The sequence below is a fragment of the Proteus sp. G2618 genome, from assembly GCF_009915995.1.
GTDB lineage: Bacteria > Pseudomonadota > Gammaproteobacteria > Enterobacterales > Enterobacteriaceae > Proteus > Proteus terrae.
Window position 1 is genome coordinate 1 of sequence record NZ_JAABNI010000020.1, and the last position, 24,176, is coordinate 24,176.

At 38.8% G+C, this 24,176-nt stretch carries 24 protein-coding genes and 1 riboswitch; of the genes, 17 read left to right on the plus strand and 7 right to left on the minus strand.

Going from position 1 to position 24,176, the window contains the following annotated elements; genetic code table 11:
• The coding region (locus GWJ01_RS10650) for a zinc ABC transporter substrate-binding protein (RefSeq protein WP_202611179.1) at positions 1-300 on the plus strand (300 nt) is incomplete at its 5' end.
• Positions 301-738: 438 nt separating this feature from the next.
• On the opposite strand, the gene modE is transcribed toward GWJ01_RS10650, so the two are convergent.
• The gene (gene modE / locus GWJ01_RS10655) at positions 739-1,530 is read right to left on the minus strand and encodes a molybdenum-dependent transcriptional regulator (RefSeq protein ID WP_087803643.1); all 792 of its coding nucleotides are present in this window, start codon (positions 1,528-1,530) and stop codon (positions 739-741) included.
• A gap of 159 nt (positions 1,531-1,689) precedes the next feature.
• On the opposite strand from modE, the gene GWJ01_RS10660 reads away from it, so the two are divergent.
• From GWJ01_RS10660 to modC, 4 genes are all read left to right on the plus strand, one after another.
• Positions 1,690-1,833 carry an AcrZ family multidrug efflux pump-associated protein gene (locus GWJ01_RS10660; RefSeq protein ID WP_071788544.1) on the plus strand — a complete coding sequence of 48 codons (144 nt, stop codon included), beginning with the start codon at positions 1,690-1,692 and terminating at the stop codon, positions 1,831-1,833.
• A 352-nt stretch (positions 1,834-2,185) separates the two neighbouring features.
• Entirely contained in the window at positions 2,186-2,956 is a 771-nt protein-coding gene (gene modA / locus GWJ01_RS10665; protein ID WP_161711076.1) for a molybdate ABC transporter substrate-binding protein, read from the plus strand.
• A gap of 17 nt (positions 2,957-2,973) precedes the next feature.
• Positions 2,974-3,666, plus strand: coding sequence for a molybdate ABC transporter permease subunit (gene modB, locus GWJ01_RS10670; protein ID WP_075672738.1), 693 nt, complete (start codon positions 2,974-2,976; stop codon positions 3,664-3,666).
• Positions 3,660-4,724 (plus strand): molybdenum ABC transporter ATP-binding protein ModC, encoded by a 1,065-nt coding sequence (gene modC / locus GWJ01_RS10675; protein WP_161711077.1) that lies wholly within the window; start codon positions 3,660-3,662, stop codon positions 4,722-4,724. The genes modB and modC overlap by 7 nt, the downstream gene beginning before the upstream one ends.
• Positions 4,725-4,803: 79 nt before the next feature.
• Here the strand turns inward: modC and GWJ01_RS10680 are convergent, their stop codons facing one another.
• On the minus strand, positions 4,804-5,625 hold the full coding sequence (locus GWJ01_RS10680) for a pyridoxal phosphatase (RefSeq protein WP_109393470.1): 822 nt from the start codon (positions 5,623-5,625) through the stop codon (positions 4,804-4,806).
• A 149-nt stretch (positions 5,626-5,774) separates the two neighbouring features.
• Here GWJ01_RS10680 and pgl point away from each other — a divergent pair, with 149 nt between their 5' ends.
• A complete protein-coding gene (gene pgl / locus GWJ01_RS10685; RefSeq protein ID WP_109402249.1) occupies positions 5,775-6,764 on the plus strand; it encodes a 6-phosphogluconolactonase in 990 nt (329 codons plus the stop codon).
• A gap of 76 nt (positions 6,765-6,840) precedes the next feature.
• On the opposite strand, the gene bioA is transcribed toward pgl, so the two are convergent.
• The gene (bioA, locus tag GWJ01_RS10690; protein ID WP_109402250.1) at positions 6,841-8,115 is read right to left on the minus strand and encodes an adenosylmethionine--8-amino-7-oxononanoate transaminase; all 1,275 of its coding nucleotides are present in this window, start codon (positions 8,113-8,115) and stop codon (positions 6,841-6,843) included.
• A gap of 103 nt (positions 8,116-8,218) precedes the next feature.
• Here bioA and bioB point away from each other — a divergent pair, with 103 nt between their 5' ends.
• From bioB to GWJ01_RS10720, 6 genes are all read left to right on the plus strand, one after another.
• Positions 8,219-9,256: a biotin synthase BioB gene (gene bioB / locus GWJ01_RS10695; protein WP_098943836.1), complete on the plus strand. Its 1,038-nt coding sequence runs from the start codon at positions 8,219-8,221 to the stop codon at positions 9,254-9,256.
• Positions 9,256-10,419 (plus strand): 8-amino-7-oxononanoate synthase, encoded by a 1,164-nt coding sequence (gene bioF / locus GWJ01_RS10700; RefSeq protein WP_109402251.1) that lies wholly within the window; start codon positions 9,256-9,258, stop codon positions 10,417-10,419. The genes bioB and bioF overlap by 1 nt, the downstream gene beginning before the upstream one ends.
• Positions 10,394-11,158, plus strand: coding sequence for a malonyl-ACP O-methyltransferase BioC (gene bioC, locus GWJ01_RS10705; RefSeq protein ID WP_161711078.1), 765 nt, complete (start codon positions 10,394-10,396; stop codon positions 11,156-11,158). The genes bioF and bioC overlap by 26 nt, the downstream gene beginning before the upstream one ends.
• On the plus strand, positions 11,151-11,834 hold the full coding sequence (gene bioD, locus GWJ01_RS10710) for a dethiobiotin synthase (RefSeq protein WP_109402252.1): 684 nt from the start codon (positions 11,151-11,153) through the stop codon (positions 11,832-11,834). Before bioC ends, bioD begins: the two co-directional genes overlap by 8 nt.
• Positions 11,835-12,305: 471 nt before the next feature.
• Positions 12,306-14,315 carry an excinuclease ABC subunit UvrB gene (gene uvrB / locus GWJ01_RS10715; RefSeq protein ID WP_109393476.1) on the plus strand — a complete coding sequence of 670 codons (2,010 nt, stop codon included), beginning with the start codon at positions 12,306-12,308 and terminating at the stop codon, positions 14,313-14,315.
• A gap of 188 nt (positions 14,316-14,503) precedes the next feature.
• Positions 14,504-15,454: a DUF1266 domain-containing protein gene (locus tag GWJ01_RS10720; protein WP_109402253.1), complete on the plus strand. Its 951-nt coding sequence runs from the start codon at positions 14,504-14,506 to the stop codon at positions 15,452-15,454.
• Positions 15,455-15,557: 103 nt separating this feature from the next.
• On the opposite strand, the gene yvcK is transcribed toward GWJ01_RS10720, so the two are convergent.
• Positions 15,558-16,496: a uridine diphosphate-N-acetylglucosamine-binding protein YvcK gene (gene yvcK / locus GWJ01_RS10725; RefSeq protein WP_109402254.1), complete on the minus strand. Its 939-nt coding sequence runs from the start codon at positions 16,494-16,496 to the stop codon at positions 15,558-15,560.
• A 279-nt stretch (positions 16,497-16,775) separates the two neighbouring features.
• Positions 16,776-16,919, plus strand: a riboswitch (molybdenum cofactor riboswitch).
• Here yvcK and moaA point away from each other — a divergent pair.
• From moaA to GWJ01_RS10750, 5 genes are all read left to right on the plus strand, one after another.
• On the plus strand, positions 16,909-17,889 hold the full coding sequence (gene moaA / locus GWJ01_RS10730; protein ID WP_161711079.1) for a GTP 3',8-cyclase MoaA: 981 nt from the start codon (positions 16,909-16,911) through the stop codon (positions 17,887-17,889). It overlaps the preceding riboswitch by 11 nt.
• A 39-nt stretch (positions 17,890-17,928) precedes the next feature.
• Complete coding sequence (gene moaC / locus GWJ01_RS10735; RefSeq protein WP_072062889.1) at positions 17,929-18,408, plus strand: cyclic pyranopterin monophosphate synthase MoaC; 480 nt, start codon at positions 17,929-17,931, stop codon at positions 18,406-18,408.
• Entirely contained in the window at positions 18,405-18,650 is a 246-nt protein-coding gene (gene moaD / locus GWJ01_RS10740; RefSeq protein ID WP_098943827.1) for a molybdopterin synthase sulfur carrier subunit, read from the plus strand. Before moaC ends, moaD begins: the two co-directional genes overlap by 4 nt.
• 1 nt (position 18,651) lies before the next feature.
• Complete coding sequence (gene moaE / locus GWJ01_RS10745; protein WP_098943826.1) at positions 18,652-19,113, plus strand: molybdopterin synthase catalytic subunit MoaE; 462 nt, start codon at positions 18,652-18,654, stop codon at positions 19,111-19,113.
• A 194-nt stretch (positions 19,114-19,307) separates the two neighbouring features.
• A complete protein-coding gene (locus GWJ01_RS10750; RefSeq protein WP_036938325.1) occupies positions 19,308-20,018 on the plus strand; it encodes a Bax inhibitor-1/YccA family protein in 711 nt (236 codons plus the stop codon).
• Positions 20,019-20,127: 109 nt separating this feature from the next.
• Here the strand turns inward: GWJ01_RS10750 and GWJ01_RS10755 are convergent, their stop codons facing one another.
• From GWJ01_RS10755 to GWJ01_RS10765, 3 genes are read right to left on the minus strand one after another with little or no spacing between them, the layout of a single operon-like run.
• Entirely contained in the window at positions 20,128-21,237 is a 1,110-nt protein-coding gene (locus tag GWJ01_RS10755; RefSeq protein WP_109393481.1) for an ABC transporter permease, read from the minus strand.
• Positions 21,238-21,250: 13 nt separating this feature from the next.
• Positions 21,251-22,402 carry an ABC transporter permease gene (locus GWJ01_RS10760; RefSeq protein WP_075672754.1) on the minus strand — a complete coding sequence of 384 codons (1,152 nt, stop codon included), beginning with the start codon at positions 22,400-22,402 and terminating at the stop codon, positions 21,251-21,253.
• The gene (locus GWJ01_RS10765) at positions 22,395-24,164 is read right to left on the minus strand and encodes an ATP-binding cassette domain-containing protein (protein WP_109402257.1); all 1,770 of its coding nucleotides are present in this window, start codon (positions 24,162-24,164) and stop codon (positions 22,395-22,397) included. Before GWJ01_RS10765 ends, GWJ01_RS10760 begins: the two co-directional genes overlap by 8 nt.
• Between the last annotated feature and the right edge of the window lie 12 nt (positions 24,165-24,176).

Sequence of the window (24,176 nt, forward strand, 5' to 3'; positions counted from 1 at the left end):
TATTGGATTTTACCTCAATTAAGAAATATTCAATCTAGAGGAATGATAGCAAAAGCAAAAGATAAATCTTGTTATTATGAATTACAGTTAATTCATAATTTACCTAAAAAAATACTTAATCAAGATTTTGATGAAAGTGATATTTCATTTTTAAATTTTCAAGCTAAAACATATACTGAGAAATGTAGTTCAAAAATAAGTATATTGTATGATGGCAATGTAAAGCATATCAAAATGTTATTTGATTTGGTTCCTAATGAATTACGTAACCGATTACGATGGGATGGACCTGTTATCTAGAATTTTTTATAATGTTATTCATAAATTAAATGGAAAAAGATGATAGATTCTAACTTTAAAATCGACTTTTTAAGTGACAATAAATATGAGAATATTACTGTCGAAATTTCATAAAAAATAAATACTTTGTCAATTAAATAAAGATAGTGGAATCGATAAAATAGAAATTGAATTTTTAATGATAGCCGATTTTTAAGTAAAGATGTAAAGCGTAAATTTACTTTAGATGATTTTATAACTATTTTGAATAGTGCCAAATTAGATTTAACTAATGCTTAATATTAATCTATCTTCTATTTTAGAATATGAGCCTATGCGGTTTAAGTATTGTAGGTAATGAAATTATTATTAAGCCTCAAAACCATCACTTAATATTATTGTTAAAATAATAACTAAGTGATGGTTTTATTTTTTATTTAAAAGCAATCATATTAATGATTAACACAGTGTTGCGACAATCACCTGATCAGCATTAAATAAAGCGGTTACGCTATCATTAATATGCAGTTTTTGCTCTTTAACGTGCTGATTAGAACATGTGGCACAAACTTCTTGTCCACCTTCTAATGTCACCACTAATTCGCTGTTTTCACTTCCGGTCTCAATTTGAGTGAGTGTGCCTGAAAGCGCATTGTCATATTGCTGTGTTAAAGAAGTTCCTTTTTCAATATTGACCCAAGGTGCCTTAATTAAAATCAGTACTTCTTTACCTTTTTTAAGCCCTAGGCGATCAGCGCTTTTCTCTGTTAAAGCAGCACGAATGATCGTTTTTCTATCTGCAAGTTGCACATTAACATGTTGTTGAACTTGCAGGTTGTCACGCTCAATAATCGTACCAAAAAATTGGTTTCTAGCGCTGGTTTGTAATGAAAAACGAGAAATAGCGGCTAAAAGACTATCCAGAGGGAGTGAATCATCTTTCAATACATCAAAGGCTTTTTGCTGAATTTGACCGAGCAGATCGTAAAGTTGAAGTAAGCGCTCACAATAATGTGTGAGAGTTGCACCACCGCCACCTTTACCGCCTGTTGCTCTATCAACAAGAAGTTCGTCTGCGAGTTGATTCATTTCATTAATGGCATCCCAAGCACTTTTATAACTAATGCCCGCCATTTTTGCCCCTTGGCTAATTGAACCCGTCGCCTTGATCTGTTTTAACAATGCTACGCGACGAGGATCGGCAAAGAGCTTATCTTGAAGTTTAAGAGTTAATAATATTTCTGCTTGCATAATGATAGGCTTCTTCTTTTTTTGTGTGTTTATCGCATTTTTTGTGCCGACACAAAGCGATAATTCTCTAGAATATATACATCTATAGCGTTATTATTCGTCATTCGTGAAGAAATGCCAACTCTGGCTTTCCGAATATACCATGATAAAGAGGTTATCATGCTTGAATTGTTGAAAAGTTTAGGGTTTGCTCTCTTGATGGTACCTGTTGTAATGGTACTGATTATGGGCATCATTTATGGTTTAGGTGAAGTGTTTAACTTGATTTCACCAAGTCAGCCAAAAGCAGACAAAAAATCATAATTTCTCCCTCCCTGATTTAGAACAGCCCTTTATTTTGTAAAGGGCTGTTTTTTTATCTACGCGTACTTGCCATATTTCAAGCCACGGCGTTCATTCGCACTAGTCACATACTTGTGTATGCTCCTAGCGACTCATTCACTTGTCGCCTAGCTGTAACTTGAATTATTTAGAGTATCTATTCACACATTTCAAATTGTCGTGTTGTTGAGTGCGCATCTATCTCCATTTACTGTTTCTTTTTAATGGTTATATTTATTGATATATAACCAGTTTCTAACATCTAATTCTTTCATTTTACGCTATATCTTGGTATATACAGCGTGTCATCCTTTAATTTAAGTGGAATTAGAACATGAAAAAATTATCAGGCAAGTTACTTGCTGGCGCAGTTATCTCTTTTGCTTTAGTAAGCCAAAGTTTTGCATCGGAAAAAGTAACGGTATTTGCTGCCGCTTCTCTTACCAATGCTCTTAATGAAATTTCGGCACAATATAAGCAAGAAAAGCAAACTGAAGTTGTTGCATCTTATGCGTCTTCTTCAACGCTGGCTCGCCAAATTGAACAAGGTGCACCTGCAAATCTGTTTATTTCAGCAGATCAGCAGTGGATGGATTACGCAATCGATAAAAATTTAATGGTTGCAGATTCACGTCATACACTATTAGGTAATGATTTAGTACTCATTGCCCCTAAAGATAGTAAATTAAATGACGTTGTTATTAATAAGGAAACCAAATGGAAATCCTTACTTAATGGCGGAAAACTAGCTGTTGGCGATCCGGGCCATGTGCCTGTTGGTATCTATGCAAAAGAATCATTAGAATATTTAGGTGCATGGGATACAGTAAGCCCAGATATGGCTCGTACTAATAACGTACGTAGTGGTATGGCGCTGGTTGAACGTGATGAAGCACCATTAGGTATCGTATACGGTTCTGACGCGGTTGCGAGTGATAAAGTGAAAGTGGTCGGCGTATTCCCAGCTGATAGCCACAAACCTGTTGAGTATCCAATGGCAGTTGTAAAAGGTCAGGACAATAAAGCAGTTCGTGATTTTTATGACTATCTGAAAACACCTCAAGCCGCAGAAATCTTTAAGAAATACGGCTTTAGCCCACTGTAGGAATTATACTTTTGGAGATGTTAAGTGAATACGAATGGCAAGCCATCATACTAAGCCTTAAGGTATCGACTATTGCAGTTATTATTAGTCTACCTTTTGGTATTTTTATGGCTTGGCTTTTAGTTAGGGTACGTTTTCCTGGTAAATCATTGCTTGATAGCATTATTCATTTACCTTTAGTTCTACCTCCTGTTGTGGTCGGTTATCTTTTACTGATCAGCATGGGAAGACGTGGATTTATTGGTGAATGGTTGTATGACTGGTTTGGTTTTAGCTTTACCTTTAGTTGGCGAGGCGCAGCACTTGCATCCGCGGTTGTTGCATTTCCACTGATGGTTAGAGCGATCAGATTAGCATTAGAAGCTGTCGATCAACGTATGGAACAAGCGGCGAGAACCTTAGGGGCATCACCGATACGCGTCTTTTTTACCATAACGTTACCTTTGTCTATGCCAGGGATCATCGCAGGAATTGTGTTGGCATTTGCGCGCTCATTGGGAGAATTTGGCGCAACAATCACTTTCGTCTCCAATATTCCGGGGGAAACAAGAACGATCCCTCTGGCAATGTATACCTTAATTGAAACACCGGGTGCGGAAATGGATGCTGCCCGTTTATGTGTTATTGCAATTATTTTGGCGCTCGTCTCTTTAATGGCTTCAGAGTGGCTAACTCGTTGGGGTCGTAAAAGATTGGGGGGCGTATGCTAGAAATGAATTTTAAACAGACGCTAGGATCACTGCGTCTGGAAGTCAATACTGAACTACCAACAGAAAGTATTACCGCTGTCTTTGGTTTATCCGGAGCTGGTAAAACCTCACTGATTAATGTGATTGGTGGTTTAACCAAGCCAGATTCAGGACGGATTGTATTAAATAATCACACACTGGTTGATACAGAAAAGAAAATTTATCTACCACCTGAAAAACGCAAAGTGGGTTATGTATTCCAAGATGCACGACTGTTTCCTCATTACACAGTAAAAGGAAATCTGCTTTACGGTATGTCTCCAACAATGAAAGTGCAATTTGATCGCATTATTCATTTGTTAGGTATCGAACATTTACTTCCGCGTTTTCCTATCACCTTATCAGGTGGCGAAAAACAGCGTGTTGCCATAGGGCGAGCGTTGTTAACAGCTCCCGATATTATGCTAATGGATGAGCCTTTAGCATCGCTTGATTTACCGCGTAAACGTGAGTTACTGCCGTATTTAGAAAAGCTCTCACAAGATGTACAAATTCCTATTTTGTATGTGAGCCATAGCCTTGATGAAATTATTCGACTTGCAGATAACGTTATTGTAATGGATGCAGGAAAAATTAAGGCAACAGGTAAGCTGGAAGATGTATGGGCAAGTAGTGCATTACGTCCGTGGTTACAAAAAGAGACACTCAGCAGTATCGCGAATGTGATGGTAGTAGAACACCATAGCCATTACGAGATGACAGCAACGGCTTTCGGTAACCAAGTGCTGTGGTTGCCTCAAATCGAGGCTAAAATTGGTCGTGATGTGCGTGTCCGTATTGATGCTTCTGATGTATCACTGACTACCACTCGTCCATCAAATAGCAGTATTCGTAATATATTGCATATGAAAGTAGTTGAAACCATTAAAAATGATGGTCAAGTTGATGTGAAACTTGTCAATGATGGCAATTATTTATGGGCGAGGATCACGCCTTGGGCAAAAGATGAATTGAATATTCAAGAAGGGCAATGGCTTTATGCGCAAATAAAGAGCATTTCGCTAAGTCGTCATCTTTGATTTATCAATTGTATTTGTCGATAAAAAAGACCTCATTTAAAATGAGGTCTTTTACTTTTGGGGAATGGTAAAAATAAGACTAAGACAAAATATATTTATGAATAGTCTCTGCAATACCCGGTTGTGAATTCACTTTAGTGACCATTTTAGCTCGCGCTTTCACTTCATCTGAAGCATTACCCATTGCAACACCTAATCCCACATGTTCTAACATACTAAGATCATTAAAATTATCACCAAAGGCAATAACATCACTCATATTCATGCCATTCGCTTCAACCCAACGTTGTAAACGACGACCTTTACTGTTGCCTTTTTTGGCGATATCAACTTGATCAACCCAAGACCATTCGCACTCTAAACCGACTTGTTGCTCAATTTTTTCAACTAAAGTGCGTAACTCATCGTGATCTGGCGTTGTTGTCGCAATTTTCCAAATGGCATTAACATCATGCATGGCTTTATAGAAATCATCGACTTTAACGAGGTTAGGGCGCTGTGTCAGAGGAAGAGTATCAGCCCAATTAAGTGTGCGTTGTACTGCTGAGGTAAGTTGGTCATACATCATTGCATCGTCAGCATACACTAAATGGTGTACATCAGTTTGTTTAACGAGATCTAATACTGCTCTGGTTTCTTGTGTAGTTAGTGGGTCCGATTCTAATACTTTTTTACCAATGTAATCATAAAGGTAAGTTCCATTACAGCAGATCGCAGGGGTATCAAGATCGAGTGCTTGATAGAATGGATGAATAGCAACGTGATGACGACCTGTTACAATTAAAACTTTAACACCTGCTTTTCTTGCAAGATTGAGTGCTTCTAAAGATTCTGGCAGGATACGTTTTTGGTCATCAAGCAGTGTGCCATCAAGATCCAAAGCAATAACGCGATATGACATAAATAAGCCCCTTGATAGTATTAAGATGCAATGTCGTTGATGGTACACGTTAACCAATAAAAGATAAACTAGCTTAATCGTGACAGGTTATCGTTAGCTGTTCTATTATTCTTTATAAATCAATGGGTAATCTGTTTTAAGGAGAAGGAATGAAACAGGTAGTCTACATAGCAAGTCCAGAGAGCCAGCAAATCCATGTTTATGCATTAAACACTGAAGGTGAAATGGATTTATTGCAGGTTGTTGAGGTTGTAGGACAAGTACAACCGATGATTGCAAGTGCAGATGGAAAATACCTTTATGTAGGTATTCGTCCTCATTTTAGTGTGGTGACATTTGCTATTGCTGCCGATGGTCAATTAGAGCAAAAGGCTATCACTTCCATTCCAAGTACGCCTGTTCATTTATGTTTAGATAAAACAGGGCGTTTCTTATTTGTCCCTTCTTATCATCAAGGCAATTTGGCTATTTTGCCTATTAATGAAAAGGGGATCCCTCAATCAGCTATTCAAATTATTGAAGGGTTAAATAAGCCTCATTCATCCAATATCGATTGGAATAATAAACAACTGATTGTTCCTTGCCTAGGTGAAGATCATATTCGTTTATTTAATTTATCAGAAAACGGTCATTTAACAGAGGCGGGCACTGAAGAGCTGACAACAGTACAGAACGCAGGCCCTCGTCATATGGCATTTCATCCTAATGGTGATGTGTTTTATTGCCTGAATGAATTAGATGCGACAATCAATGTATATCGTCGTATGGGGGATTTATATCGTTTAATGCAAACGGTCGATATCGTCCCTGAAACCTTTAACAGTACCCGTTGGGCGTCAGATATTCATATTACACCAGATGGACGTTTTCTTTATGCCAGCGAGCGCTCAGAAAGCTTTATTTGTGCGATGGCAATTTCAGAGTCGGGCGATTATCTGCAACCTGTGGGTTATTACCCAACTCAAACACAGCCTCGAGGTTTTAATCTTGATAATACAGGAAATTACCTGATTTCTTGTGGTCAAAAATCAGATTTTGCCTCTGTCTCTCGTATTGACAAACACACTGGTGCATTAACTGAATTAGCGTGTTACCCAGTAGGTAAAGGCGCAATGTGGGTTACCGTCGTGACGAAATAACTGTCACAGTATAAAAATTACTGTGAACCTCTAGCAGAATATTGCCTTGCTAGAGGTTTATTTTTTTATGAAAGATTTATGAGAGACTAACCACTTTTTCAATAGCTTGAGTGAGTTTAGTGAGGCTTACTGGTGGCATAATAAACGGTGGCATAATATAAATAAGTTTGCCAAAAGGTCTGATCCAAACCCCTTCATCAACAAAGATTTTTTGTAATTTTGCCATATTGACTGGCTCGTTCATTTCGACCACACCAATCGCACCTAAAACGCGCACATCTTTGACACTTTTAGCCTGTTTTAACGGTAATAGCTCGCGTTTTAGTTGTTTTTCAATTTCTGCAACTTGGTTTATCCAATCGCCTTTTGCTAATAGAGATAAACTGGCATCAGCAACAGCACAAGCCAAAGGATTTCCCATATAAGTAGGGCCATGCATAAAACATCCTGCATCACCTTGACTGATGGTTTCTGCGATATGACGTGTAGTTAAGGTGGCTGATAAAGTCATATACCCACCTGTTAATGCTTTACCTACACACATGATATCTGGCGATATTTCAGCATGTTCACAGGCAAATAACTTACCTGTTCGACCAAAACCAGTGGCTATTTCATCGGCAATGAGTAGTACATCAAACTCGTCACACAAAGCTCTTGCGTGTTTTAAATATTCAGGATGATAAATTCGCATTCCACCTGCACCTTGAACAATTGGTTCAAGCATAACGGCCGCAATTTCTTGATGATGTTGTTCTAGTGTTGAGCGTAATGAGTTGATATCAGCCGGATCCCACTCTTCATAAAAACCGGTTTTTGGTGCATCCACAAAGAGATGATTAGGTAAGTAACCTTTGTAGAGACTGTGCATCGAGTTATCGGGATCACACACTGACATAGCACCAAATGTATCACCATGATAGCCCTGTTTTAACGCCACAATACGTTGACGTTTTTCACCTTTAGCTTGCCAATATTGCAACGCCATTTTCAGTGCGACTTCAACAGCAACCGAACCTGAATCTGCTAGAAATATGCATTCAAGAGGCGCTGGTGTTATCGCTAATAATTTACGACAAAGAGATACTGCTGGGGGATGAGTAATACCACCAAACATAACATGAGACATATTGTTTAATTGTGTGGTAACCGCATCATTAAGTTCAGGATGATTATATCCATGAATTGCTGCCCACCATGAAGACATTCCATCAATCAGTTTTCTACCATCAGCCAAGACTAATTCAATGCCTTTTGCACTGACAATAGGGTAAGCAGGCAACGGATTACTCATCGAAGTGTATGGATGCCAAATATGGCGTAAATCAAAAGCGATATCTTCAGGTGTCATTATATTTTTCACTTAATCATGTAAACCAAAGGTGATCAATTTTAGTTGACATGATAACCCTATTATTTAAACTGGCAATCACTTTTAAACAGGAGATTGCATTGTGAGCGCACTAAAACGTTGGACACTAAAAGAAGCCAGAGCACTGTTTGATATGCCATTTTTAGATTTGGTTTTTCAGGCACAACAAGTTCACCGTCAACATTTTGACCCTTCACAAATCCAAGTGAGTACGTTACTTTCCATTAAAACAGGAGCTTGTCCTGAAGATTGTAAGTATTGTGCCCAAAGCGCGCGGTATAAAACGGGATTAGAAAAAGAGCGCTTAATGGAAGTGCAACAAGTGATTGAATCTGCAAAAAAAGCCAAAGCAGCCGGTTCAACGCGTTTTTGTATGGGAGCAGCATGGAAAAACCCTCATGAGCGCGATATGCCTTACCTTGAGCAAATGGTGAAAGAAGTTAAAGCGTTGGGTATGGAAACCTGCATGACACTCGGAAAATTAGATGATTCACAAGCTAACCGCTTAGCAGATGCCGGGCTGGATTTTTATAACCACAACCTTGATACCTCTCCTGAATTTTACGGCAGTATCGTGACAACACGTACCTATCAAGATCGTTTAGATACGCTTGATAAAGTACGCAATGCTGGCATTAAAGTGTGTTCTGGCGGAATTTTAGGGTTAGGAGAGGAAGTTAAAGACAGGGCAGCAATGTTGGTGCAGTTAGCTAATTTGCCACAGCCTCCTGAAAGTGTGCCGATCAATATGCTTGCCAAAATAAAAGGGACACCACTTGCAGATAATGAAGATGTCGATCCTTTTGATTTTATTCGTACTATTGCAGTTGCTCGTATCATGATGCCTCGCTCTTATGTGCGTCTTTCTGCGGGGCGTGAGCAAATGAGTGAACAAACACAAGCATTCTGCTTTATGGCTGGGGCTAACTCTATTTTTTATGGTTGTAAATTATTAACGACAACCAATCCAACCGAAGATAAAGATCACCAATTATTCCGCAAATTAGGCTTAAATCCTGAACGATTAGCAGTATCTATGGGCGACAATCAGCAAGAAGAGGCGTTAATACAAGCAGTTGCCAATAAAGACACTGAACAATTTTATAACGCGGCACTGTAATGAGCTGGCAAACCTATATAGATGAACAACTTAATGTGCGTAGAAATACGCCATTATGGCGAAAGCGCAAAGTGATCAAACAAGCGGATGGGCGTTTTTTGATCACCACATCCGGTGAAAAATACCTTAATTTTTCAGGCAATGATTATTTAGGCATGAGTCAGCATGCGGACGTCATTAAAGCATGGCAACAAGGTGCTGATGAATACGGTGTAGGTAGTGGCGGATCAGGACATATTACAGGATTTACACAAGCTCATGCGCAGTTAGAGCAGCGTCTTGCAGATTGGTTAGGTTATGATAATACGCTGTTATTTTCATCCGGTTACAGTGCTAATCAAGGTGTCATTTCGGCATTACTTGAAAAAGACGATGCAATTATTGCAGATAAACTTTGTCATGCTTCTCTAATGGAAGCTGCAGTATTATCACCTGCTACATTATGGCGATTTTTACACAATTCTCCTGGCTCTTTATCTCAACGGCTTAATAAAACGTCAGCTAATAAAACCTTAGTGGTAACAGAAGGGGTATTTAGTATGGATGGAGATAAAGCACCATTAAGAGAAATAGCAACAATAAGCCAAAAACATCATACATGGTTAATGGTCGATGATGCGCATGGTATTGGCGTTTTAGGTAAAGAAGGCCGAGGTAGTTGCGATGATGCAGGGATTAAAGCTGAAATATTGGTAGTCACTTTTGGTAAAGCGTTTGGTGTCAGCGGGGCGGCTGTGCTTTGTAATAAGCCAACCGCAGAGTTTTTTGAACAATATGCTCGGCATCTTATTTACAGTACATCAATGCCACCAGCACAAGCTATAGCCTTAAACTCTGCTTTGAATGTTATTAAGCAAGCGGATAATGAACGGGAATATCTTCAACAATTAATTGATACCTTTCGCCAAGGTGTAATTTCACTTCCGATTAAATTATTACCTTCAAAAACGGCTATTCAGCCATTAATTATTGGTGATGAACAATTATGCCAAACACTTTCAGATTATCTGCAATCTAAAGGACTTTGGGTAAAAGCAATTTTTCCACCCACCGTACCCCCTCAAAGTGCACGTTTACGAATAACGTTAACTACTCGCCATCACCTTTCAGATATTAAGCTGTTAATCGAGACGCTTCATGCTTTCTTCAGTCAAAACAGATAAACAACGTATAGCTCAAACTTTTGGTAAAGCAGCTATTCATTACGATAATCATGCTAATATTCAGCGCTATAGTGGCAATAAATTAATGGATTTAGCGCATCATGATAGTGGCAATATTGTGTTAGATGCAGGATGTGGAACAGGATATTTCAGCCAAAAATGGAAGCAACAAGGCAAGTTTGTCATCGCACTTGACCTGTCACACAGCATGCTACAAGTAGCAAAACAACAACAGCGAGCTGATGGTTACTTACAAAGTGATATCGAACACTGCGCGATTACACCACAAAGTGTGGACATTGTGTTTAGTAATTTAGCGATGCAATGGTGTGAGGATTTATCTGGTGCTATTAAAACATTAATGAATACAGTCAATGTAAAAGGTGCACTTTATTTCTCAACACTCACTACGTTGACACTGCAAGAAGTTAGAGATGCTTGGCAATCTCTTGATAAACACCCTCATGTAAATCCCTTTTTATCGCTTCAAGATATTGAGAAAGCGTGTCGTGGTTTTCATTGCCAATTTTCTACTGAAACTGTCACTGAACAATACGACTCATTACATGCGCTCTTTGCTTCTTTGAAGGGGGTTGGCGCCAATTTTGTGCAGGGTGATCGACAAAAGGGGTTAATGACACGACAAAAATTCCGTGCACTAGAAAATGTGTGGAAAACAGAATCAGGCAAATATTTACTTACCTATCAAATTGTTATAGGAAAAATATCACATGGCTAAGACATGGTTTTTAACAGGTACAGATACAGAAGTAGGTAAAACTGTGGTAAGCAGTGCTCTGTTACAATGTGCAGCGTATCAAGGATATCAAACTGCGGGCTATAAACCTGTTGCATCAGGAAGTGAGTGGCTAAATGAAGGTTTACGTAATTCAGATGCACTTATACTGCAAAAATTCAGTACGGTAAAATTAGATTATCAGCGTGTTAACCCTTACTGTTTTGAAACGCCTACATCGCCACATATTGTTAGTCAAGAAATGAACCAGCCTATTGATTTTGATGTGATGTCAGAAGGATTGTCTTACTTAAAACAACGAGTTGATTGGGTTTTAGTCGAAGGAGCAGGGGGGTGGTTTACACCACTATCAGAAAAACAATTTTTCTCTGATTGGGTTATCAATGAAAAGCTACCTGTTATTTTGACTGTGGGTGTTAAATTGGGTTGTATTAATCATGCGTTATTAACGCAACAAGCAATTATTCAATCTGGTTTAACATTGGCGGGTTGGATTGCGAACGAAGTTGAGCCAGCAGGGCGATATCAGAAAGAGTATCTAGCAACATTAAAACAGCATATAAAGGCTCCTTTTTTAGGCAAAATACCCTATTTAAACGAAGTAAAAGAGCATAATTTCACTCCTTATCTCGATCTTTCCTGTTTAAAACTAAGTTGATAGGCCATTATTAAGTAAGTTATAAAAGTCCATTTTTTATACCAATAAAAAAATAAAAAAAATAAATTTCGCCAATTTTGAGGGATATTTTAAGGTAGAAAAAAAGACGTAACCTACCGAGAGATAACAACTTTGTATAGTTATCCACTATTCCTGTGGATAACCTTGTGTATTACCATTATAAAAATACTCTGAATAGAGAGAATACAAGGCATTGCTAAAGATTGGTGTTATTCTCAACTTTTATTTTTAATTCTTATATATCAATTAATTAAATAAAATCAATAGAGCGAATGGTGTCAGTGTGTCTCTTTGAATAATTCACAAAAAAGGGGGTTGCTTTTTGAAAAAATTCCAGTTCCAAAACTGGGGATAACTTATGCTGAATTATTCAGACAATTTTTATTAGATAGAGATTGAAGCTGGATTTTTATCCAGTATCATAAGGAGTGTCAGCGAGGAGAAGAAAATATGAGCAAAGATTTTAAACTGCATTCTGAATTTAAACCAGGTGGTGATCAACCTGCTGCTATTGCCTCACTTTGTGAAGGATTAGATGATGGTCTTGCTCATCAAACTCTTTTGGGGGTAACAGGTTCAGGTAAAACCTTTACGATTGCCAATGTGATTGCCAACCTAAATCGTCCAACTATGGTGTTGGCGCCAAATAAAACATTGGCAGCACAGCTTTATAGTGAAATGAAAGAATTCTTCCCTGAAAATGCAGTGGAATACTTTGTTTCTTATTATGATTATTATCAGCCTGAAGCGTATGTCCCAAGCTCTGATACCTTTATTGAAAAAGATGCATCTGTTAACGAACATATCGAACAAATGCGTCTATCAGCCACTAAAGCCTTGCTAGAACGTAAAGACGTTATTGTTGTATCATCGGTTTCTGCTATCTATGGTTTGGGTGATCCTGATAGCTATTTAAAAATGATGCTTCATCTGACTAACGGCATGATAATCGACCAACGTGCCATTTTACGTCGCCTTGCTGATTTACAATATACTCGCAATGATCAAGCTTTTCAGCGCGGTACATTTCGTGTCCGTGGTGAAGTGATAGATATCTTTCCTGCTGAATCTGATGATTATGCATTACGTGTTGAGCTTTTTGATGAAGAAGTCGAACGTCTTTCACTGTTTGACCCTTTAACGGGGCAAATTCACTACAATGTGCCCCGTTTTACCGTTTATCCTAAAACGCACTATGTCACCCCGCGTGAACGTATTCTTGAAGCGATGGAAGAAATCAAAAAAGAACTCGCAGAGAGACGCAAAGTGCTTTTAGCTAACGATAAACTGGTAGAAGAGCAACGCGTGACACAGCGCACTCAATTTGATCTCGAAATGATGAACGAGTTGGGGTATTGCTCCGGTATCGAAAACTATTCCCGCTATTTGTCAGGTAGAGGTCCCGGTGAGCCACCTCCAACTCTGTTTGATTACCTTCCTGCTAACGGTTTATTAGTGATTGATGAATCACACGTTACTATTCCTCAAATTGGTGGAATGTATAAAGGCGACCGCTCTCGTAAAGAAACCCTAGTTGAATATGGCTTCCGTTTACCTTCTGCACTTGATAACCGCCCATTACGTTTTGAAGAGTTTGAGGCATTAGCACCACAAACAATTTATGTTTCAGCAACACCGGGTAAATATGAGCTTGAAAAATCGGGCGATGAAATTGTTGAGCAAGTTGTAAGGCCAACAGGCTTACTTGATCCCATTGTCGAAGTGCGACCAGTTGGAACACAAGTTGATGATTTACTTTCTGAAATTCGTATTCGTGCAGCAAAAAATGAACGTGTGCTGGTGACAACACTGACAAAACGAATGGCTGAAGATTTAACGGAATATCTTGAAGAGCATGGCGAGCGTGTTCGTTATTTACACTCTGATATTGATACTGTTGAACGTGTCGAAATTATTCGTGATTTGCGCCTAGGTGAGTTTGATGTCTTAGTGGGTATCAACTTACTTCGAGAAGGTTTGGATATGCCAGAAGTCTCTTTAGTGGCGATTTTGGACGCTGATAAAGAGGGCTTCTTACGTTCAGAGCGTTCATTGATTCAGACCATTGGTCGTGCAGCTCGTAACCTAGAAGGTAAAGCGATTTTATATGGCGATAAAATTACTGATTCAATGGCGAAAGCCATAAGCGAAACCGAACGCCGTCGTGAGAAACAACAACAGTTTAACCTTGAGCATGGCATTGTGCCTAAAGGGTTAAACAAGAAAGTGGGCGATATCCTTAAGATTGGTCAGCCTTCTCAAGGACGTAATAAGAAAGGGCATAAGGCAGCGGATATTCATGAAAATTATCCGTTGTTATCAACGGCTGAATTGGAGAAAGAGATCCAACGCTTAGAAGCCGAAATGTACCAATATGCAAAAGATCTTGAGTTTGAGAAAGCGGCGAGTACTCGTGATAAGTTGCAGGCATTACGCGCTCAGTTTATTGCTAACTCTTAATCAAAGAAATTAAGCTCACAAATTGATAAAGGGATATTCGTATTTTTACAGGGATTATCCCTTTTTATCTTCTATCTTCCATTTTTTGCCTTGTTTGATATTCCCTTAATGGCGTTCAACTGTTTAAATACCACAACAAACAAAGCGTCAATTATTTACAAAGATAAAAAAGACATTAAGGACAGTGAATGAGTGGTTATGTTTATGCAGGGTTTCCCAGCTCTGCAGGGGTAATTCTTGGTGTTATTCTTCTTATTATGCTTTTTAAATGGCTACGCAAATTTGCTGTACAAGATAGTGAGTTACAAAAACCATCAACAGCAGGGCAGGAGCCCATTTTATCTGAAGCAGAAAATACGTCAGGTCAGTTGTTGCCCAATGAATGGGGGTTATATGTTGCAGCACCTTATGCCGCAATGAATGAGTGGGCATATAACGAATACGAACCAGGTAAAGATGATGGTGGATTATCAGCAGGTTGGGGAATTAACGACCGTTGGGATTTAGTCTATCAACTATTTTGGTTGCTCACTCAAGGTCACACTAATGATTTTTATCAGCTACGTGACCAAATTTTGAATGGCAAAGAGGACGATATTCAGTCATTAAAAAATGATATTTTACTTTCTGAGTTAACTGAACACGATAAAAATGAGCGTTTATGGCAAATCGATATGATGAGTACAAATCGCATGAATATCCAAAATGTGAAATATCTTATTTGGGATCTCTGCCGTTTTAACAAGCTCTGTTTAGAAGGTTGCCAGCAAGGTTATATTACTCAACAAGAAGCCCAAACATGGTCATTAATGAGCGCATCAATGTTGCGTCGCATTTATGATGGTTGGGAAGATATGTGGAGAAACTTTATTGCTGCTCGTTGGTTTTGGGCAAGTGGTGATCAAGATTGGGTATCTTCTCATCAAGCTTTTACGGATGTTATACAAAATATTCTAAATGCTGAAGATACACTAGCAACAGAAGAGAATTGGATCATGGATTTACCGCCATTAGATTTAATGTCGTTTTCTCGTACTGTTGCAGGTCTTGGTCTGATGAAAAATGATGTACCAATGACACTTGATGAAATTGAAGAAGCGATTAGCCAGCGTATTACATTAAAACAACTTAATAGCTAATAACGCGCTGAAAACCAATAGTGATATTGTTTTTTACCAACAAAAAACCGCACTTGCTGTTTATTGCAGGTGCGGTTTTTTTATGAAAGTAGGTAATTAAATCCTATTTAACAGCTTGAGGTGATGAATTACGTTGTCCTAATTGCTGCAACGTTAACTCAATAGCTTTGCCTAATAGATGGCGGTCGTGACGATAAGGAATATCTTTGGCTTCCAATTGCGCTTGTACAATTAATCGACCTTTCATCGATTCATATTGAGTTTCAGGACTAATAATCACCGCGTCTATTGTTTGTAAACCAATATAATTCTCCATCATGGCGATTTTATCAGACATTGTCATACTGGCAGCCGCAGGGCTTAGCTCTTTGCCTAAATTACCAATGTAAATCGTTGTTGCACTGCTACGGCGTAATGCTTGCGCAAGTTCTGGCAGTAATAACAAAGGCATTAAGCTGGTAAAAAAACTACCCGGACCAATTAAGATCAAATCTGCTTGTTCAATCGCTTCAATGGCTTCTCGTGTAGTCGGGACTTTAGGGTAGAGATCAAGTTTTTGGGGGATCTTAGGTAAATTATCAACATTGACTTCACCATAAATCTTATTTCCTTGGTCGTCTATCGCCATAAGATCAACGGCTTGTTCTGACATAGGAATAAGATGAGCATTAACTCTCAATAATCCACGGATAAGATTAATGGCTTCTAAAGGGCGAACACTTAAGTTATCGAGTGCTTTAAGCATAAGATTACCTAAATTATGCCCAGCCAGTTCACCAGTACCAGAAAAACGGTATTCAAACATTGCAGAAGCAACGGAAGGTTCTGTAATTAACTGATTAATACAGTTGCGCATATCTCCCCACGCAATACCGCCTTCCTCTTGGCGAATACGGCCAGTAGAACCGCCATTATCTGTTGTTGTAACAATACCAGTAAGACGAGAGCCTAAGTAGGAGAGTGCTGAAAGCACACGTCCAAGGCCATGACCACCACCAAGGGCAACAACACGATCTAAATCACTTAGCGTGCGATTTCGCATATTTGTTCTACTCATCTTTAAAAATTTGCCGCTAATTTATCACAATTAAATTTTAAGCCTATGATCACGACGTGATTTCATCACATTCCTAGTTTAATTTTATTTTTAATAGATTGATATTTAATCAATGAAAGTGCTTTTACTTATGTTATTAGAGAGACTAAAGTGTCGTAAGTCGTTGTATTATAAATTATATAGCGAAAACATTATTCGCTTTTTGAAAAATTAGCAGGTAGAATCCACAATAAATATATAGGTATTAGAAACCTGTGAAAAACAGGTAAAGATTAACTCCTAGCCTTAACGTCTAAGTCGTGTGTTTACAAGATATGATGTTCTGGCCGTGACGAAACAAGTCACCAGGGTGCAAGGTAGAAATGCCAGCATCTCCCGAATTTGGAAAGGTGTTACTATGCAACAACTCGTTGATGCGTTTTCCCGCAAATTTTTCTATTTACGTCTTTCAATTACAGACGTTTGTAATTTCCGTTGTACTTATTGCCTGCCTAATGGTTATAAGCCTAACGGTCATAAATCATTTCTTTCGTTAGATGAAATCAGCAGACTGACACAATCTTTTGCCGCATTAGGAACAGAAAAAATTCGCCTAACAGGTGGCGAACCTACGATGCGTCGTGATTTTACTGATATTATCGCAACCATTAAAGACAATGCATCTATCAAAAAAATCGCAGTAACAACCAATGGCTATCGTTTATCCAGAGATGTTGTTCAATGGCGTGATGCGGGTTTAAGTGCGATTAATGTGAGTGTTGATAGCCTCGATCCTCGCCAATTCCATGCTATTACTGGGCAAGATAAATTTAGCCAAGTGATGGAAGGTATTGATGCTGCATTCACTGCTGGTTTCGAAAAAGTAAAAGTTAACGTTGTGCTAATGCGCAATGTGAATGATAAAAATCTCCCTAATTTTCTTAATTGGATCAAAGACAGACCTATCCAACTGCGCTTTATCGAATTAATGGAAACTGGTGACGGTAGTGATATTTTCAACCGCTTTCATTTATCTGGTGAAGTTATTCGCCAACGCTTACTCAATGAAGGTTGGTTACAAATTCCTCGCGCTCGTAGTGACGGGCCTGCTCAAGTATTTACCCATCCTGATTATCAAGGTGAAATTGGTCTGATCATGCCTTATGAGAAAGACTTTTGTTTAACTTGTAACCGTTTACGTGTTTCCGCTATTGGTAATCTCCATCTTTGCCTATTTGGTGAAAATGGTATTCCTCTACGCGACTTACTTGCTGATGATAGTCAACAAGAAGCATTACAACAGCGTATTCAGGGTGGTCTTCTTCATAAACGAGAAACCCATTTTCTTCATCAAGGCGATAGCGGTATTACACCAAACTTATCTGTTATTGGTGGGTAGTTTTTCGCTCTGTTATTTCGTTAATTTCAGGAGTTGTGCATGTCTCAACTAACTCATATTAATGCTGCCGGTGAAGCTCACATGGTGGATGTTAGCGCTAAAGCTGAAACAGTGCGAGAAGCGCGTGCTGAAGCCTTTGTTGAAATGTCAGCAGAAACATTAAGCATGATCACCGAAGGCAAGCATCATAAAGGTGATGTATTTGCGACGGCAAGAATTGCAGGAATTCAAGCAGCAAAAAGAACATGGGAATTAATCCCGTTATGCCATCCGCTGTTATTAACTAAAGTTGAAGTGCGTTTAGAAGCACTGACAGAATCTAACCGTGTACGCATTGAATCTGTTTGCCGTTTAACGGGTAAAACAGGCGTTGAAATGGAAGCATTAACTGCGGCATCGGTAGCAGCATTGACCATCTATGATATGTGCAAAGCCGTTCAAAAAGATATGGTGATTGGGCCTGTACGTTTATTAGAAAAAACAGGTGGCAAATCTGGTCATTTTAAGGTGGAAGCATGATTAAAGTTCTCTTTTTTGCTCAAGTCCGTGAATTAGTCGGCGTTGATTCTCTTGAATTAGATTGTGAGTACCACACGGTAGACGATTTACGTAAGGCATTAATCACTAAAGGTGAACGTTGGTCACTCGCGTTAGAAGATGGCAAGTTACTCTCTGCGGTAAACCAATCCTTTGTTCAAAGCTCTCACGTTATTAATGATGGTGATGAAATCGCCTTTTTCCCACCTGTTACAGGAGGATAAGATGAGCGCATCAACTCGTATTTCAGTACAAACCGAAAATTTTAGCGTTGGTGATGAATACCAATGGCTTTCAGAGTGTGACAGCGATGGTGCTGTTGTGACATTTACTGGTAAAGTTCGCAATCATAATCTCGGTGATGAAGTGAGTACGCTCACGCTTGAACACTATCCGGGAATGACTGAAAAAGCACTAACAGATATTGTAAACGAAGCCCGCTCTCGCTGGCCTCTACAGCGTGTAAGCGTTATTCACCGCGTAGGAACTCTGCATATTGGTGAAGAGATAGTGTTTGTCGGTGTAACCAGTTCTCATCGTAATAGCGCCTTTGAATCCGCCGAATTTATTATGGATTTCTTAAAAACACGCGCGCCATTTTGGAAAAAAGAAGGACTTTCTGAAAATAACGATAGATGGGTTGATGCACGCCAAAGTGATTATGACTCAGCCGAGCGCTGGGAATAAATCACCACACTCAATTTAATGCTACAAAACTTTACCTCAATTTATTTTATGATGACATTTCATACAGTTTATTTCATGGAAATGTAAAATCAGTGTGATAAAATTAAATTCTAATGAGCTCATAATGGGCTCTTTACTGAAATAAACGTTATCGTTAAACCTAACGTTATCACTATGATTAAAGGGTAATCATCATGGATCGATTTTCACGTTCTAATGATTCAATCGTACAGCGCACAGGTTCTGGCCTACAAACCTTTATGGCTCAGGTTTATGGTTGGATGACTGTTGGTCTGTTATTAACTGCGTTTGTAGCACTCTACGTTGCATCAAGCGAAGCATTATTATCAATGATTTTTTCTAGCAAGGTCGTCTTCTTTGGTCTGATCATTGCTCAGTTAGGGTTAGTTTTCGTGTTATCAGGTATGGTTCATAAAATGAGTGGTGCAGTTGCAACCTCATTATTTATGCTATATTCCGCATTAACAGGGGTAACTATCTCTAGTGTATTAATTATTTACACTGCATCATCAGTTGCGAGTACATTCTTTATTTGTGCGGCAATGTTCGGTGCATTAAGTGTTTATGGTTACACCACTAAGCGTAGCTTAACGGGTATGGGTAGCTTCCTGTTTATGGGGCTTATCGGTATCATTATTGCTTCTATCGTTAATATCTTTATGCAAAGCTCAATGATGAGCATGGTTATCTCTTACGCGGGTGTGTTAATTTTCGCTGGCTTAACTGCTTACGACACACAAAAATTAAAAGACATGGGTAATGAGATTAATCAAGAAGATAAAGAAAATATGCGCCGTTACTCCATTATGGGTGCATTAACGCTTTATTTAGATTTCATCAACCTGTTCTTAATGTTACTGCGTATTTTAGGCGACCGTCGTTAATTTTAACGATATTTACGTGCAAACGTAGTTTAACAACAGCATAAACAATAAATCCCATAACTTAATAAGTTGTGGGATTTTTTTATTTAATAAATTAATGGCTATCGTTTTAAGCTATTTTTCTTTGGAAAAGATAATACGCAAAAGTACCAGTGCCGGCTGCAATCACTAATAAAGGCCATAAACTGTGCCATATAACGGTGATATCGGCATTTTTAAGGTAAATCTGTTTTGTAATATCAGTGAAATGACGAATTGGGTTTATCCATGTGGCATGTTGTAGCCAAACGGGCATATTTTCTACGGGGGAAATATATCCGGATAATAAAACGGCTGGCATCATAAACACGAATACACCAATAAAGGCCTGCTGTTGAGTCGAACTTAATGCGGATATTAATAAGCCAAAACCCACCAGCGATAAGCCATAAATAAGCATGGTAAAGTAAAACAGGATTAATGAACCTGAAAATGGAATTTGATAACCGAATATCCCAATAATTAATACGATGGTGCCTTGAACAGCAGCCACAATCATTGCTGGAACCGCTTTGCCGACAAAAATTTGCCATGTTGATAGTGGCGAAACTAACAGTTGATCTAATGTACCTTGTTCACGCTCTCTAGCAACAGAAAGTGACGTAACTATCATCACGCCAATGGTAATAATCAATGCTACTAAAGAAGGCACAATAAACCATTTGTAATTTAAATTCGGGTTATACCAATTGCGAACAACAAGTTCTGTTTTATTCAGTAAAGAAGGTGTATTACCTGCTAATTCAGTTTGATAATTTTGTACGATTTGTTGCACATAATTAGCGGCAATTTGCGCACTATTAGAATTTCGACCATCTAGGATTATTTGCAATTTAACAGGAACATGGCTTTCTAGGTCAGCACTAAAATTCTGCGGAAAACGAACTAATAAAAGCGCTTTACGATTATCAATAGTCTCTTTTATTTCATGTTCATTTTTAAGCAAAAGAGTTTGAGAGAATGCACTCGCTTTGGCGATACGTTGGGTTAACTCAATAGATTGTTTACCATTGTCCTCATCAAAAATGGCAATAGAGGCATTGGTAACATCTAATGTCGCGGCAAAAGGAAATAAGATCATCTGAAAGATAACCGGCATTATTAAAATAATACGCGTTTGAGGCTCTTGTAATAATGACTGTAACTCTTTCATTATCAGGGTGAGAAGGCGATAAAACATAAAAACTCTCCCTTTAATCTAATCGACGACGTGTTGCTAACGCCGTTAATCCAATAAAAAATATCGCCGATACAATTAATAACCACATATCTAGCATCAATATCAACGGAATATCGCCAGCTAAAAATAGCGTTTGCAAACTACTCACAAAATAACGTGCAGGAATAAAATAGGTCACCACTTGAATAAATATGGGCATACTATCAATTTCAAAAACAAAGCCTGATAACATAATTGCGGGTAAAAATGCGGCATTTAGCGAAATCATCGCGGCATTAAATTGATTACGCGTTAACGTGGAAATAAGCAATCCCATGCCTAAAGCGGTAGCTAAAAAGAGTGAGGTGATCCCGCCTAAAATCCACAACGATCCTCGATAAGGTACGCCAAGCACAAACACGGTGACTACCATACATAACACCATGACAAAACTGCCTAACACTTGGTAAGGAATAAGTTTTGAAAGTAAGAGTTCTGTGCGTGTTATTTGGGTGGAAAGTAGGGCTTCCATAGTGCCTCTTTCCCATTCGCGGGCAATCACTAACGAGGTAAGAATAGCGCCCACTACGGTAATAATAATAGTGACAGCACCCGGAATAATATAGTGTTGGCTAATTGCTGCGGGGTTAAACCAATAACGAGGCTCTATTTCAATTAATGGCGTAGTATCAATCCCTTTACTGATAGCTTGTTGTTGCAACCAAATTTGCCAAACCCCTTTGGTATAAGCTTGAACAAAGTTTGCGGTATTGGGCTCGCTGCCATCGGTGATCACTTGAATAGGGGCTTTAGTATCTTGTCGAGCGAGTAATTCGGCAAAATTAACGGGAATAACCACAATGCCTCGAATTTGCCCTGCCTGCATTTTATCAATTAATAATTGTCGATTATCGCTAATAGTTGCATTGATATACGGTGAATTCGTGAAGGTATAAACTAACTCTTGTGCTGGTTGGCTTTGTTGATTAGTTAAAATACCAATATTTAATTTGCTTGAGTCTAAATTGATGCCATAACCAAAGATAAACAGCAAAGTAAGTGGGATAACAATAGCAATTAAGGCACTACTGGGATCACGAGTTATTTGCTTTGTTTCTTTTAAACACAAGGCATATAGACGTCGCCAAGAAAAGCGTGCATGAGAGGATTGAGCTAAATTACGCATGTTTTTCGCTCCCTTTATCATTTTCACTTTCAAGTTTTTTATCATAATCCAGCACTAATCCAATAAAAGCATCTTCCATTGAAGGGGTTGGATTATCGTTACTAGCAACCATTTTTTTGAGAGAATCAGGCTCGCCTGCCGCAATGATTTTTCCGCGATAAACCAAACCAATACGATCACAATATTCTGCTTCATCCATAAAGTGAGTGGTAACCATCACGGTCACTCCTTTATCAACCATGCCATTAATATGTAGCCAAAATTCTCGTCGCGTTAGTGGATCAACGCCTGATGTGGGCTCATCTAAAAAGAGAATATCAGGTTCGTGCATTAATGAGCACGCAAGAGCAAGGCGCTGTTTATAACCTAAAGGTAAGGTTTCAGTGATTTGATTTACCATCGGCTCTAAGCCAAAGGCAGTTATCATATCGTTGATTTTATCGCGCTGTTGTTTGCCATGTAAGCCATAGACACCAGAGAAGAATTTCAAGTTTTGTCCCACTTTTAAATTGCCATAAAGTGAGAACTTTTGTGCCATATAACCTAAATGTTGACGTGCTTTACCTGAGCTCTCTTTTAAGTCCATACCTAACACAAGCGCTTTGCCACTAGTGGGGACTAATAAACCACACATCATTTTGAAGGTTGTCGACTTACCAGCACCATTAGGGCCCAGCAAACCGAAAATTTCACCTCGTTTAACTTGGAAATCAACATGATCGGTCGCTGCAAATTGACCAAACATTTTGGTTAACTGTTGTGCTTCAATTACCGTTTCATTAGGTGCAGGAGGGATCTGCGGCATAATTTCAGCTAATTCAGATTTATGAGAAGGGCCGCCTCCTAATAAATCTATAAAAGCATCCTCAAAGCGTGGTGTAGCGGGAATAAGCTTCGCATCAGGTTTACCCAAAGCGTTCAGTAATTCAGTTTGATTACTCTGTTTTTTTAAGATCAAACGAACGGATTGTCCTTGAATAACGCCATCAGTAACTTGAGGTTGAATAATTGCTTGTTGCAATACTTTTCTACGCTGATGACCTTCAACATTGAGTAGAAAAGAGCGACCTGCCATTTTTGCTGTTAGATCTTGAGGAATGCCACTGTAAAGTAGTTCTCCTTTGTTAAGTAAGAGAATGTTTTTACATTGCTCAGCTTCATCAAGATAAGAGGTGCTCCATAGTATCAACATACCATCGCTGGCCAAAGCATGTACCATTTGCCAAAGTTCACGGCGTGCAATGGGATCGACTCCCACGCCTGGCTCGTCAAGAAGCAGAACTTTAGGGCTACCTAATAAAGTACAAGCAAGACCCAGTTTTTGTTTCATCCCTCCTGAAAGATTGCCTGCTAGGCGAGATGTAAAGCGAGTGAGATCGGTAAAGGTGAGCAGTTGGTGATAAACTTTTTTGCGCTCATCGCCGACAACATTTTTTAAGTCAGCATAAAGATTGAGGTTTTCTAATACCGTTAAATCTTCATAAAGACCAAATTTTTGTGGCATATAGCCAAGAATAGCTCTGACATCAACACTCTGCTTTTGCGGATCCATTCCTAAAATATGAATATCACCCGCATCAGGCTTTAATAAACCTGCAAGCATACGGATTAAGGTTGTTTTGCCTGCACCATCTGGGCCAACTAAACCTGTTACAGAGCCACCTGTAATGGTGGCTGTTAATGACGAAACTGCAGGGCTTTCTAGCCCTGTAAAGCATTTCTCAACACCTTGAAGTTGGATAGTGTAATCAGTGTGTTCCATTTTTCCCCCACA